Annotated in this window: 15 protein-coding genes; 4 read left to right on the top strand and 11 right to left on the bottom strand. The window is 68.4% G+C overall.

Annotated elements, in window-relative coordinates; translation table 11 throughout:
* Positions 1-90: 90 nt before the first annotated feature.
* From M0R89_RS04775 to M0R89_RS04750, 7 genes are all read right to left on the bottom strand, one after another.
* Positions 91-372: a hypothetical protein gene (locus tag M0R89_RS04775; RefSeq protein ID WP_248651424.1), complete on the bottom strand. Its 282-nt coding sequence runs from the start codon at positions 370-372 to the stop codon at positions 91-93.
* A gap of 144 nt (positions 373-516) precedes the next feature.
* A complete protein-coding gene (locus M0R89_RS04770; RefSeq protein WP_248651423.1) occupies positions 517-993 on the bottom strand; it encodes a DUF7384 family protein in 477 nt (158 codons plus the stop codon).
* Complete coding sequence (locus M0R89_RS23295; protein ID WP_256478495.1) at positions 986-1114, bottom strand: hypothetical protein; 129 nt, start codon at positions 1112-1114, stop codon at positions 986-988. The genes M0R89_RS04770 and M0R89_RS23295 overlap by 8 nt, the downstream gene beginning before the upstream one ends.
* Before the next feature lie 168 nt (positions 1115-1282).
* On the bottom strand, positions 1283-3097 hold the full coding sequence (locus tag M0R89_RS04765) for an LEA type 2 family protein (RefSeq protein ID WP_248651422.1): 1815 nt from the start codon (positions 3095-3097) through the stop codon (positions 1283-1285).
* Positions 3098-3187: 90 nt separating this feature from the next.
* Positions 3188-4228 (bottom strand): ABC transporter ATP-binding protein, encoded by a 1041-nt coding sequence (locus M0R89_RS04760; RefSeq protein ID WP_248651421.1) that lies wholly within the window; start codon positions 4226-4228, stop codon positions 3188-3190.
* Between the two features lie 28 nt (positions 4229-4256).
* A complete protein-coding gene (locus M0R89_RS04755) occupies positions 4257-5333 on the bottom strand; it encodes an ABC transporter permease (RefSeq protein WP_248651420.1) in 1077 nt (358 codons plus the stop codon).
* Between the two features lie 4 nt (positions 5334-5337).
* Positions 5338-6426 carry a substrate-binding domain-containing protein gene (locus tag M0R89_RS04750; RefSeq protein WP_248651419.1) on the bottom strand — a complete coding sequence of 363 codons (1089 nt, stop codon included), beginning with the start codon at positions 6424-6426 and terminating at the stop codon, positions 5338-5340.
* A 60-nt stretch (positions 6427-6486) separates the two neighbouring features.
* On the opposite strand from M0R89_RS04750, the gene M0R89_RS04745 reads away from it, so the two are divergent.
* Both M0R89_RS04745 and M0R89_RS04740 read left to right on the top strand, forming a co-directional pair.
* Positions 6487-7173, top strand: coding sequence for a TOBE domain-containing protein (locus M0R89_RS04745; protein ID WP_248651418.1), 687 nt, complete (start codon positions 6487-6489; stop codon positions 7171-7173).
* A gap of 177 nt (positions 7174-7350) precedes the next feature.
* A complete protein-coding gene (locus M0R89_RS04740) occupies positions 7351-8550 on the top strand; it encodes a carboxylate--amine ligase (protein ID WP_248651417.1) in 1200 nt (399 codons plus the stop codon).
* 57 nt (positions 8551-8607) lie between these two features.
* On the opposite strand, the gene M0R89_RS04735 is transcribed toward M0R89_RS04740, so the two are convergent.
* The 3 genes from M0R89_RS04735 to M0R89_RS04725 all read right to left on the bottom strand — a co-directional run bounded on the left by M0R89_RS04735 (position 8608) and on the right by M0R89_RS04725 (position 11304).
* Positions 8608-9474, bottom strand: a complete 867-nt coding sequence (locus M0R89_RS04735; RefSeq protein ID WP_248651416.1) for a dihydrodipicolinate synthase family protein — start codon at positions 9472-9474, stop codon at positions 8608-8610.
* Between the two features lie 647 nt (positions 9475-10121).
* Positions 10122-10796 (bottom strand): potassium channel family protein, encoded by a 675-nt coding sequence (locus M0R89_RS04730; RefSeq protein WP_248651415.1) that lies wholly within the window; start codon positions 10794-10796, stop codon positions 10122-10124.
* A gap of 109 nt (positions 10797-10905) precedes the next feature.
* Positions 10906-11304 carry a response regulator gene (locus M0R89_RS04725; RefSeq protein ID WP_248651414.1) on the bottom strand — a complete coding sequence of 133 codons (399 nt, stop codon included), beginning with the start codon at positions 11302-11304 and terminating at the stop codon, positions 10906-10908.
* A 140-nt stretch (positions 11305-11444) separates the two neighbouring features.
* On the opposite strand from M0R89_RS04725, the gene M0R89_RS04720 reads away from it, so the two are divergent.
* Both M0R89_RS04720 and M0R89_RS04715 read left to right on the top strand, forming a co-directional pair.
* The gene (locus M0R89_RS04720; protein WP_248651413.1) at positions 11445-11822 is read left to right on the top strand and encodes a winged helix-turn-helix domain-containing protein; all 378 of its coding nucleotides are present in this window, start codon (positions 11445-11447) and stop codon (positions 11820-11822) included.
* A gap of 1 nt (position 11823) precedes the next feature.
* A complete protein-coding gene (locus M0R89_RS04715; protein WP_248651412.1) occupies positions 11824-12099 on the top strand; it encodes a DUF7521 family protein in 276 nt (91 codons plus the stop codon).
* A 3-nt stretch (positions 12100-12102) separates the two neighbouring features.
* On the opposite strand, the gene M0R89_RS04710 is transcribed toward M0R89_RS04715, so the two are convergent.
* Positions 12103-12879 (bottom strand): creatininase family protein, encoded by a 777-nt coding sequence (locus M0R89_RS04710; protein WP_248651411.1) that lies wholly within the window; start codon positions 12877-12879, stop codon positions 12103-12105.
* Between the last annotated feature and the right edge of the window lie 78 nt (positions 12880-12957).

Raw genomic sequence — 12957 nt, 5'->3', positions numbered from 1 at the left:
ACGTGCGGCGACAGGTCGCCGGCCAAAAACGAGCGCGTTTGCGATTCTCTCCCCGTCCCCGAGGAGCGCGGTTCCCCGGCCTGAGTCTCTCTACTCGTACCGTTCGAGTAGTGCGACCACGCCGCGGACGACGAGCAGCGGAAGCGCGAACGTCGCGCCGATGGCGGCGACCCAACCGGCGAGCAGGACCGGGAGCGAGACTGCCACGAGGTCCGCCGCGGTGGCGAACGCCGCGCCCGTCACCAGCGCCGAGACCACGAACGCCAGCAGGGTGGCGACCGGGAGCGTGAACCGGGTCAGTCCCGCGGCGATGCGACCGCGTCGGAGGCGAGTCGAGGGTGCGACCCGCCGGAGATGCGCGTTCAGTTTCATCGGTCTGTCCTCACGTGTAGATAGGAACGCCGACCCCAAAAGTGTAATCTGAATAATATTTCTGTAGTCGGCGTTACTGGAATCGGGTTCTGTAGAAATACTGTCCTTTTCCGGCGCGGTCGCGGGCGGGGACTCGGTCTACTACTAGCGTGCGTCCCGGTCGGGACCGGGATAATCGCCGCCCACCACGGCCTCGTAGAGCGATTCGGCGTCGAACAGCGCGGCGAACCCCTCGGGCGTCTTGACGCTCACGTTCAGTCGCGACCCGAACGTCGCGCCGGCCTCCGCGCTCCGGAGTCCCTCGTCGTAACTCAGGACGTGGGCGGCCTGCCCCCGATACGCGCTCGCCAGCGCCGGGTGGTCGTCAGGAGGATGCTCGACTTCGATGCGCAGGTCCTCGACTCGCTCGCGCCACGCCGCCGCGAGGTCGTCGTCCGCGAGGTCCCGGACCACCGCCTCGGCGTCGTCGAGCAGGTGGTCGCTGGCGACGAGTTCGACCCACGAGTGGCCCCGGACGGCGTCCATCGCCTCGCGCGCGGCCCCGCCGACCAGCAGGTCAGCGGCCAGCACGTCGGCGTCCGCGACGATGCGGGCGGGGTTCGTCTCGGGCGTCTCAGGCATCGGTCCCCTCCGCGTCGGACGCTTCGGCGGCGCTCTCCCGGTGGGCGGCGAGCGCCGCGCGTATCGTCTCCACGTCGGTCTCGGACGCCTGCGCTCGCTCGAAGAGGTCGGCCCAGTTCATGGTCGGAGGTGGGGCGTGCGCGGTGAAAAGTCTGCGTTCCGTCTCGCCCGGAGGTCGTCGCACCGTGCGCCCGGCCGCGGTCCCGTTCGGCGAGCACCTGCCGCCGCTCGGCGTCGTCGTGCCGTCTGACGGTCGGCTGTAAATCTCAGAAAAAGCGTCCGCGGCGGCCTACGCGTCGCCGAAGGCGTTCGTCTCGATGGTGTCGGTGTAGCTCATGTCGTCGAGTTCGACCGTGAACTCCTGGCCGCGGTACTCGACCACGACGTAGTACGACACCGACAGTTCGGTCCTCTCGCCCCGGTCGAGGTGGCTGACCCACCATTCGGGAATCTCGTCGTTGTCGAGGTAGCCCGTCGTCTCGATGCGCCGGGTCGCCTTCCCCGGAATCGTCGTGCCGACGTGCGTCTCGTTGTCGGCCAGCACCACGTCGTTCGCCGTCACGCGGTAGCCGAACGTCTTCACCGTCAGCGGCCGACTCCGCTCGTTGGTCACGTCGCCGGAGATTTTCATCGGCGACCGCTCCGTGGTCGCGTCGCCCCACGACGAGTTCATGTCGTGGAGTCGGGCGACCGTTCGCCCGCGGACCGCGACGGTCTGGTCGGTCTGCGAGAACCCGGCGAGCATGTCGGTCTCGAACGTCCGGTTCTGGCCGGGGAGCGGCACCGGAAGCTTAGCGAATCCGAGGTCGGCGGTCGCGCCGCCCGCGGTCGTGAGTTTCGTCCGCTCGCCGTTCTCGACGTGGCTGACCCACCACTTCTTGATGGTCCGGTCGCTCACGTCGCCCGAGAATTCGAGTTCGGTCTCGCCCGGTCCGAGCGTGGTCTGAGTGCCGTCCTCGACCAGCGTCACGTCGTTGAGCGCGACCCGGTAGTTCGCGTCGAGTCCCACTTGGCCGAGCGCGGAGTCGGCGGGGTTGGGGTTCTCCACGACGACGCGCGTCGAGAACTGGGTCCCCGAGGCGGTCGTCGACCAGTCGCGCTCGACCGACCCGATTCGCGGCGGTTCGAAGCCGAATCCCTTCTCGGAGTCGACGGCCCGGGTCGTCGCCTGCCCGCCCGCGAGGATGTCGGTCTCGAAGACGACTCGTTCACTCAGGAACGGGAGCGGAACGCGTTGGGTGCCCGAGTCGGTCTCGGAGACCGCGAACACCGACACGTTCAGCCTCGTCGTCTCGTCGTTCCGGAGGTGGCTGACCCACCACTCGTCCAACTTCCGATTGTCGAGCGTTGCGTTGATGCGGACGGTGTCGGTCGAGTTCGCCGCGATTTTGACCGGTTCACCCGTCGTCCCCTCGGCGACCGTCACGTCGTTCATCGACACCTCGTAGCCGATTTTGGAGAACTCTATCGGCGCGCCGTTGGGGTTCCGGACCGTCCCGGAGAACCGGAGCGGCGTCTCGTTCTCGGTGGCGGTCCCCCACGAGGCGCTGGTCTCCTCGACCGCGAGGACGGTTCGACCGTTCACCTCGACCGACTGGCCCGACTCGCTCTCGAACGACGAGAGTATGTCGGTCTCGAATGTCCGGTTCTGGGCGGGCAGGCCCTTCGAGAGGAACGCCGCCTCGACCGACGGTTCGACCGAGACGGTCGTCTTCTCGCCGTTGTTGATGTGGCTCGCCCACCACGCCGGAATCTTGTCGTTGTCGATGTGGGTCCGGAGCGTCATCTCGTTGCGGCCCGGCGACAGCGAGACGCCGCCGCTCGACCCCTCGGCGACCGTCACGTCGTTCATCGACACGTCGTACGAGACGCCGACGACGCCGGGGATGCCGACCCCGTTCGGGTTGTTCACGACGACGTTCGTCCGGATGCCCGTGCGCTCCTCGGAGATTTCGCCCCACTGGTTGTCTATCGATTCGACCGTCGGCGACTGGAGGCTGAGGGCCCCCGTCGAGACGGCCGCGCCCACCCCCGCGGCCGAGACGACGAGTCCCGCCGCGAGGATGGCCGCGACCTTGCCGAGCGTACCGCCCACGATGCTCACCGTACCACCCCGTACCGCTGTTCGCGTGCCATGCGGGAGGGTTCCAAATCCTCCCGTAAGTAATTTTTTCGGCGTGAGGCGACAGAATACCTATCTGTCAGAAAGCGTTGTTACGCGGTCTCGGGGAAGCGCGACGCCGACCGAGTCGTGTGCCGCGGAGGCGTCCCCGTCGGACCGCCCGCTGGCGGGCAGTTCGGCGATATCGGCGTCGGCGTAGGCGTCGAGTCGCTGACCCGCCACGTCGAGCGCGATTCGGTTCCGGCCGTCCTCCCGGACGACGCGCTCGACCGGGGCCGCGAAGTCGGGGTCCGCGGGGTCGAGTTCGACGTGTTCGGGCCGGACCGCGAGGTGGGTGGCCGATTCGGCGGTCGCTTCCGACGCTCCGGCCCCGTCGAAGCGCAGGCGTCCATCCGGCACCGCGAGCGCCCCGCCGTCGAGTTCGAGGCAGTTCGCGCCCGTGAACCGGGCGACGAACGGCGTATCGGGTCGCTCGAAGACCGCCTCCGGACTCCCGGTCTGGACGATTTCGCCGTCGCGGATGACCGCCACCCGGTCGGCGACGGCCCGCGCCGTCGTCCGATTGTGGGTGACGTACATCGCGGTCTGGTCGGCCAGCACGTCGGCGAGCAGTTCCCGGAGCGTCTGGCGGGTCGGTACGTCGAGCGCCGAGAGGGGTTCGTCGAGCAGGAAGGCGTCGGGCCGGACCGCCAAGGCCCGCGCCAGCGCGACTCGCTGGGACTCCCCGCCCGAGAGCGTCGGCGGGTAGCGGTCCGCGAGGTCCGCCACGCCGAACTCCGCCAGCAGGTCGTCGGGGTCGCGAGCGTCGTGGTAGTTCCCGCCGAACGCGACGTTCTCCCGGACCGACATGTGGGGGAAGAGCGCGTAGTCTTGGAAGACGAAGCCGAGACCGCGCTCCTCCGGGGGTCGGTCGGTCAGGTCCCGGCCCGCGAGCGCGACCCGGCCCTCGTGGTCGTGGAACCCCGCGACGGTTTCGAGCAGGAGGCTCTTGCCCGACCCGCTGGGCCCGAGGACGACCAGCGTCTCGCCGTCGGCGACCGAGAGGTCGGCCGCGACGCGGAACCGGTCCGCGCCTTCGGCGGTGAACGTCGCGGACACGTCGATGTCCAGCATCAGGGCCACCCTCCGTTAGGTGGTCTCTTCATGGCCACCCTCCGTCGTCGTAGGCGACCGTTCTGACCAGCAGGAAGATGAGCGCCGACAGCGCCAGCAGGAGCGTGGCGACCGCGCCCGACCGTTGGAGGCCCGACGAGAGGTAGGTGTTGTAGATGAAGACGGGCGCGTGCTGTGCGCTCAGGCTCTCGCCCTCGGGAAGGTAGAAGAACTCGACGCTGTAGGCCACGATGGCGACCGCGCCGAACTCCGAGACCGCCCGCGCCCACGCCAGCACCCCGCCGGTCAGGACGCCGCGCCACGCCAGCGGCGCGGTCACGCGCCGGAACGTCTCGAAGCGGTTCGCGCCGAGCGTCCGGGCCGCCCACTCGACTCGGGTCGGGACCGACTCGAACGCCTCGCGGGCCGCGTTGACCGCGAACGGCGCGGAGACGAACGTCATCGCCAGCACCATCCCGAGCATCGTCTGGAGGACGGTGAACTTGAACGTGAACTCGATTACCGGAACCGTGAACTCCACGCCGCCGAACGCGCCGCCCTCGCCGAACCCGAACAGGATGGCGAGGCCGGCGACGCTGTGGGGGACCACGAGCGGGAGGTCCACGAGGCTCTCGACCAGTTGCTGTCCGGGAAACCCGCGGGCGAGGACGAGCGCCAGCGGAACGCCGAGCGCGACGCTGGCGACCGCCGCGAGCAGGGGCGCGTACACCGAGAGGTAGAGCGCCTGCTGGACCGCCGGGTCGGCGGCCGTCTCCGCGACCAGACCGGGGTCCTGCCGGGCGACCATCATCAGCAAGGGGAGGCCGAGCGCGACCAGCAGGACGGTGCCGAGCGCGGCCGCGAGGACGCCGAAGGCGCCCCGGTTCCGGCGGGCCGCGATGGCCGCCGCCGAGAGGACCGCGAACCCGGCGTACGCGCCGGGGTAGCCGACCGCCAGCGCGGCCGCGAACGCGACGAGTTGGACCGAGACGACCGCCAGCACGGTCGTTCCCGCCCCGATTCGGTCGCCGAGACTCTCGGCGGGCGAATCGGTCGCTCGCCGCGAAGCGGACGCGTCGTCCGACCGGCGTCCGGCCTCGCCCCGGGTCTCCGTGTCGGTACTCACGGTCTCACAGTTCGAGCGGACCCACTGAAGTCTTTGCTTCCGCGTGCTTCGCCACGCGGGCGGGCACGTCGCCGTCCTTCGTGACGACCGCCGGCGTCTTCGGAATCAGGCCCTTGTTCTTCAGAATCCGCCGGCCGGGGTCGGTTATCATGTACTCGACCCACTGCGCGCCTCGGACCGGGGCCTCGGCGACGCTCGGGACCGTGATGCCGTAGGCGATGGGCGCGCCGACGTACTCGTTGCCGCCCGCCGTCACCGTCGCCTTCTCGTAGTGTTGGGCGTACTTCCGGTTCAGTTTCGAGAGGTCCACGTGGGGTTGGAGGTCCACGTGCGGCAGTCCCGACTGGGAGGCGATGGACCGGTAGTAGAGCGCGTAGTCGAGTTTCCCCGCCTTCAACTGGCCCTCGAGTTTGGTCTCGGTCCCGGTGGGGACGGTCATGTTGTCCCGAATCCGGTCGTAGGTCTGTCGGTCGTAGAGACGCTGTCCGTCCAGTTTCTCCTTGCCCAACTGCACCGCCATGACCGCTCGGTAGCCGCCGGGGTCCACGGCCGGGTCGCTGTGGCCGACTTTCACGCCGTCCCGCGAGAGAATCTCCCACCAGTTGTCCGGCCCGATTTCGTCGGCGCCCGGCGAGTCCTCGCGGTACTGGAGCGACATCGCGTTCGTGGCGAAGACGGCGTACCAACTGCCGTACTCGGGCACCACCATGTCCCGGATAAGTCGGAAGTCCGAGACGCCCAGCACGTCGGCGCTCCGGCCCTGCGTAGTGATTTTCTTCGTGGACGCGACCGACCCCTTGGCTTCGCGGTTCACCGTGACGCCGTACTTCTCCTCGAACTCGGGTTCGGCCGCGCTGAACGGCGGCGCGAGGCTTCCGGCGTGGAAGACGGTCGCCGAATCGGCGGTGGGCGTCGGGGCGTCCTCCGACGCTTCGGTCGCGTTTCCGATTCCCGTCGTGGTCTCGCTTTCGCCGTCAGTGGTCGTCTCCTGACCGGACGACTCTCCGCCGACGCACCCTGCGAGTCCGGCGACGCCGAGCGCACCGGTCGCCTTCAACAGGTCTCGGCGGGAGCGTTGTTCCCCTCTGGACATAACCCTCCGTTCTATCGCCCGAGACATAACGGTTTTGCTCGCTCGCGTTCTGGTCCGGGTATGGACGCCGGATTCGAGGCCCACCTCCGGGCCGACGAGGTGGAGTTCGACGCGGCCGACGCCGAACTCCTGCGCGCGGTGGACGAGCAGGGGTCGCTCAACCGGGCCGCCGACGCGCTCGGCCGGTCGTACTCCCGCGCCCACCAGCGACTGACCGCGCTCGAAGACGCGCTCGGGCCGCTGGTGGCCCGCCAGCGCGGCGGGTCGGGCGGCGGCGGGTCCCGCCTGACCGACGAGGCCCGCGACCTCTTGACCCGGTTTGAGCGCCTCCGCGCGGAGTTCACCGGCACCGCGGAGGTCGAGGAGACGGTTCTGTCCGGTTCGGTGGTCGCTCGCGAGGGGGAGTTGGCCACCGTCGAAACTCCGGCCGGGCGGGTCCGGGCGCTCGCACCCGCGACGGACGCCGAGGACGTACAGGTCGCGATTCGGGCCGACGCCGTGACCCTCCACGCGCCCGACGACGCCCCGGCCGCGGAGGCCACGAGCGCCCGGAACCGCTTCGCGGGTACCGTCGCGGCCATCGACGCCGGCGAGCAGGTCGCGCGGGTCTTCGTCGACGTGGACGCCGACGCGACCCTCGCCGCGCTTGTCACGATGTCGAGCGTCGAGAAACTGGACTTGGCGGCGGGTTCGGACGTGGTGGCGTCGTTCAAGGCGACTGCGACGCGTGCGAGTCCCCGCGAGTAGTTCGTTCGCGTCGAGCAGTTCGTTCCCGCCGCAGTCGCCCCGACCCGTCACCGTCGAGAATCGCGGGCGAACACCGACCGGTATACCGAGCCTAGAGACGGGAAAGAGCGCCCTACGCCCGTGAAACGAGCGATTTGTCGGCACATACTAAAACGCACCGCGTTCCAACTCCGGGACATGTCTCCGTCCAACGACGACGCGCCGTCGGTCCTGATTCCGACGGGCGTCGCGCCCTACAGCTACCCCTGCCTGCGCTCGCTGGGTCGGCGCGGCGTCCGCACCGTCGCGGCCTCGGAACACGACCGCGTGCCGGTGTTCGCCTCGCGGTTCTGCGACGAGACGGCCCGACTCCCCTCGCCCGACGACGACCTGCTCGCGTACAAGGACGCGCTGTTGGACCTCGCCGCGCGCGAGGACGTGCGGTCCGTGATTCCGATTCGGGAGTACGACGCCTACCTGCTGTCGCGCTACCGCGAGGAGTTCGCCGAGCGCGCCGCGGTCGAAGTCCCGCCGATGGACGCGCTGGAACGGGTCCACGACCGCGTGAAACTCGCGGAGGCCGCCGAGACGGCGGGCGCACCGGTTCCCGAGACCCGGCCGCTCGACGCCGTCGACGACTGGAGCGGCGACCACATCGTCAAGTCGCGGTACAACCTGCTGGCCGACCGGTACGTCGACACCCACTCGCCGGACGAGTGCGAGGAGGTCAACCACGTCACGCACGTCCGGCCGGACGAGGAACCCGACCGCGACGAGTTGGTCGCCGAGATGAACCACGTTCCCATCGTCCAGGAGTTCGTCCCCTCCAGCGACGAGTACATGTTCGCGGCGCTGTACGACGAGGGCGAACCGGTCGCCACCTTCCAGCACCGCCAGATTCGGGGCAACTCCTACACCGGCGGCGGCGGGGTGTACCGCGAGTCCATGTACGACCCGGAACTAGAGAGAGTGGCCCGTGATCTGCTGGGCGAACTCGACTGGCACGGACTCGCCTGCATCGAGTACATGGAACACGAGGAGACCGGCGAGTACTACCTGACCGAAATCAACCCCCGCATGTGGCAGTCGCTCCCCTCGACGGTGCAGGCGGGCGCGGACTTCCCGCTCAACTACTGGCTTCAGTCGCGCGACCGCACCGACGAAATCGACCCCGACTACGAACTCGGCGTCGGGAGCCACCTGCTGTACGGCGAACTCGGCTACCTCGCCAGCGTCCTCAGCGACGAGTCGCCGTACGTCGAGCGCCCGACGCTCCGGGAGACCGCGTGGGAAATCGGCGAGTCGGTGGTCCGGCAACCACGCTTCGACTTCTTGCGCTTGGACGACCCCCGGCCGTTCGTGAGCGGCGTGTTGCAGACGCTCTCGAAGAGCGACTGAGTCGTAGCGTCTGCGGAACTGAGACTGTTTTCGGTCGTTCGCTGCGGTTCGAACTCGCTACGGCGTCAGGTCGTCGACCAGCGCCTCGATTTCGGCGCGCACGTCGTCGCCGACTTCCCGGTGTGGCTTGCGGGGATACCCCGCGTCGACGCCTCGCTCGGCCATCGCGGCCTTCGCGCCCGGTACGCCGTGCTTCGACGTGACCGCGCGGTTGAGTTCGACCAGTTCGGCGTTGAGTTGGCGGGCCGACCTGTCTTCGCCCGCCTGATGGAGTTTGAAGATTTCGCTGGCCCGTTCGGGTGCGACGTTCGCCAGTCCGAGGATGCCGCCGTCGCCGCCCGAGGCGAGCGCGTGGGCGTAGACGCTTCCGCTCCCGACCAGCAGGTCGAACTCCTCGTCGTCGGTCAGTCTCCGCTCGCGCTGGAACGTCTCGATGTCGCCGCTCGAATCCTTCATCCCGGCCACGTTATCGTGGCCCGCGAGTCGGCCGACCACCTCCGGTGAGAGTTTCACGTCGGTGTACGTGGGCACGCTGTAGAGGTAGACCGGAATCGGACTCTCGTCGGCCACGTCCCGGTAGTAGGCCTCCAGCGTCTCGCCGTCGTGGCCGTAGTAGAACGGCGTCACGACGAGCGCGGCGTCCGCGCCGGCCTCGGCCGCGAGGTCGGTCTGGCGAAGCGTCTCGCTCAGGCCGGGGTGGCCGGTGCCGGCGAGGACCGGTAACTCGGTCTCGTCCGCGACGACTTCGACCACGCGGGCGCGCTCCTCGACGCCCATCAGTTCGGCCTCGCTGTTCGACCCGCAGGGGACGATGAAGTCCACCCCGCCGTCTTCGACCCATCTGACCACCTCGCGGAGTCGCTCCTCGTCGAGGTCACCGTCCGCGTCGAAGGGCGTAATCAACGGCACGCCGGTTCCGTGCATACCGTCCGACTCGGTCCGACCGACCTTGAAGGTAGGCCACCCGGCAAGCGCGAGCGCCCGGATTCGGCCGTCGGGCGACCGCCGAGTTCGCCGGAGGGCGGGCCGATGCGCCGCCGATTCGTCCGGCGTCCGTCTGACGCAGTTTTAAGTTGATGCCGTTCTCACGCCCGACTGGGCGCGCATCGACGGCCTCTCTTCCCCCATCCTCCCACACCGCGCGCCCGGCACACCACCACTCTCCCCACCCTCTCCCCACTCCCCATTCCGAAACGAGGATTTCGACCGAGTAACCGCCGGTTACGGGTGCGACAGACCGCGTTTGACCGGCCGTCGTTTCCGATGAGCAGGTGCCTACGGCGTGGGCAGACGCCACATAACAAAGTCCGAATCCGCCCAAGAAGAGAATGCGCCCGACGGCTCGGGCGCGAAGCGTGCAGCAGTCTCCCGGTCGGCGTCCCGACGGGGCCGGAGGCTCTGGCGGCGAGTTGGCCTCTCGCCACAGTGTCACCAACCCTTCCCACGAAAGTTCTCGTCTCGGGGCGCCAACCACTGACCCCGCGCTACCCACTGCCCTCCGCCGTCTTTTTCGGGAGCTTGTACCCGTTACCCGCGCGAAAACCGGTAGCGCGAACCGCCGCTTTCGACGGCTACTCGGCGGTCTCGGCCGCCTCGCCCTGCAACTGCTGGCGGACCGCCGACAGCGCGGTCTGGTCGGCGATGAGCGCGAGTTGGTCGCCGCCCTCGATGGTCGCGTTCGGGAGCGGAATCGTCATGCGCTCGCGGGCCCGGCCGTGGGCGTAGATACGCGCGTCCTCGGGGAGTTCGACCGCGCTGACCTGCTTGCCGACCACCGGCGATTCGTCGGAGACGACGACGGTCGTCAACTGGAGTTGCTCGGTCAAGTCAGCGATAACGTTGAAATTGCCTCCGAGCAGTGCCGTCTTGGCCCCGGCCGCACCGAGGCGTTCGGGGTAGACTACCTCGTCCACATCGTCGGCGAACTTGTGGTAGATGTCCTCGCGGTAGTCCTCGTCGATGCGTAACACCGTCCGACAGCCGTGGTGTTTCCCTATCATGCACGCCGCGAAGTTGACGTTGAGGTCGCCGGTCAACCCGCCGACGGCGTCGGCGGTCCCGAGGTCGGTCTGTTCGAGAATCTCCTCGCTGGCCCCGTCCCCTTCGACGACCATGAACCCCTCGTCCCGGGCGCGGTCGGCCTTGTCGGTGTCGTTCTCCACGATGTTGACCTCGTGGCCCTCTTCCTGAAGGATGCGGGCGGTACGGAGGCCGACCCGTCCTGCACCAACGATAACGAATCGCATGGTAACTCTTACTCCGAGTAGGGACAAAAGGGTTCGCGTCGAACGGGGAAGGTGACCGGCGGGTCCGCCGTCTACCGAACCGCGACCGTCGGCGTGCGGTGTTCGAGTCTCAGTACGAGACGTTTCCGCCGAGCAGGTCCGTGACCACCTGTCGGACCGTTTCGACTCCCGAGAGCGGCTTCGTGAGATAGCAGTCGTAGTCGAGGTCGGTGGCCGTAGACGGGTCCTCGGCCGACACCATGGCCACGCGACAGTCGTAGTCGCTGGCCCGTATCTCTTCGAGCAGTCGGTCGCCCGGCGTGTCCGGCAGACGGCGGTCTAACAGGACGACGTCGACCCCGTCGTGGAGCGACTCCCGGGCTTCCGCGGCGTTGTATGCCGTGAGCGTCTCGTACTCGTCGTGGAGGGCTTTCGCGAACCCGTCGGCTAGCGGGCGGTTGTCGTCCACTATCAGCACGGTCGGCGTCTCGGTCGTGGGGAAGTCGGGCATGGTGAGTTCAGGCGGCACCGTAACAGCCTCGTCTCCTCTTTGGACTCCACCTATAACGATGGGGCGGTCCGTTGCAGTGAGTTGCAGTCCGTTGCACCCTCTCAACCCCGAATTCCGAGTCGAACCGCTTATGTTTCTCTCACGGCGAAAGCCAGTAGATGGTCCGCGACCCGTTCGGAGACGGCGATTCCCCGGAACTCCAACCGGTTCTCGACGCCTTGGACGACCCGGAGTGCCGTCGGATCGTCCGCCGACTCGACGAACCCATGACTGCCAGCGAAATCTCGTCTCAGTGTGACATCCCGACCTCGACCACGTACCGCAAACTCGAACGACTCACCGACGCCTCGATTCTCTCCGAGACGACCGCCATCCGGACCGACGGCCACCACACCTCTGAGTACACGCTCGCGTTCGAGGAGGTCTCGGTGTTCTTGGACGACCAGCGCCAGTTCGAGGTGTCCATCACCCGCCCGACCAAGTCGGCCGACGAACAACTCGCGGGCCTCTGGGCCGAGGTCCGGAAGGAGACCTGAGATGGTTCACATCACCTCGACCATCGTCGCGCTCAAGACGATAACGCTCGTGCTGGGCGGTCTCATCACCTACTTCGCGTTCAAGGCCTACCGGCGGACCGGGTCGCGGCCGCTCAGGGCGCTCGCGCTCGGGTTCGGGGCGGTCACGCTCGGGTCGCTGGTCGCCGGCGTCGTGGACCGCCTGCTGGCGACCGCCGGGACGTGGGCGCTCGTGGTCGAGAGCGCGCTGACCGCGGTCGGATTCGCGGTCATCCTCTACTCGCTGTACGCCGACTGAGGCTCAGACCGCCTCGCGCTCGCTCTCTATTCGCTCGACGTACGCGTCCGCTATCCGCTCTAAAATCGCCGCTCCGGCCTCGGCGGTCCCCTCTCGGGGGTCGCCGAGGACGCCGTTCTCGGTGATGGCCGCGAACCCCTCGCTGAGCAGGCGAGCGGTCGAAATCTCGCCCTCGCGGCCGACTTCGAGTTCGTCGGTGCGGACGAGTTCCTCCGCGACCGCCAACACCACGGCCGTCTCGACCGCGCCGGCGTGAACGACCGGTTCCTCGTACTCGACGCCCGCCTCTCGAAGCCCCTCGTTCTGTAACTCCATGAGTTCGCGCAGGTCCGCGACTGCGACGACGTTCGCGTCGAGTTCCCGCCCGAGTTCCGGCGCGACGGTGTTGACCGGCGCGAAGTTGCCGCCGTGGGTGGGGACGAGGACGACGTGTTCGAAACCGTGTTCGTCCAGCGACCGACAGTACGACCGAATCAGGTCCATCAGGGTCTCGGGCGGAATCGTGATGGTGCCGGGAAACTCCATGTGGTGGCCCGAACAGCCGGGCCGAATCGTCGGTGCGGCCAGCGCGTCGCCGAGTTTCTCGGCGATTCGCTCGGCGAGCGCGTCGCCGATCAGCGCGTCCGTGGCGACCGGGAGGTGCGGTCCGTGCTGTTCGACCGACCCGACCGCGACGACGGCGGTCCGCGTCTGGCCTTCGAGCGCGGCCTCGATTTCGGTCCACGTTCGCTCGCTGAATCGGACGGCGGAAGCGTCGCTGTCGGGGGAGTCAGCTGTCATACATCCGACGTGCGTCGCAGAACAGGTAAATCTGTGGTCGCGAGACCCCGCTGCGCGGCACGCCCTCGGTTGCGCCGT

The organism is Halorussus limi (assembly GCF_023238205.1).
Lineage (GTDB): Archaea > Halobacteriota > Halobacteria > Halobacteriales > Haladaptataceae > Halorussus > Halorussus limi.
The sequence above is the reverse complement of the archived record's forward strand: the minus strand, read 5'-3'. Positions and strand labels throughout refer to the sequence as shown.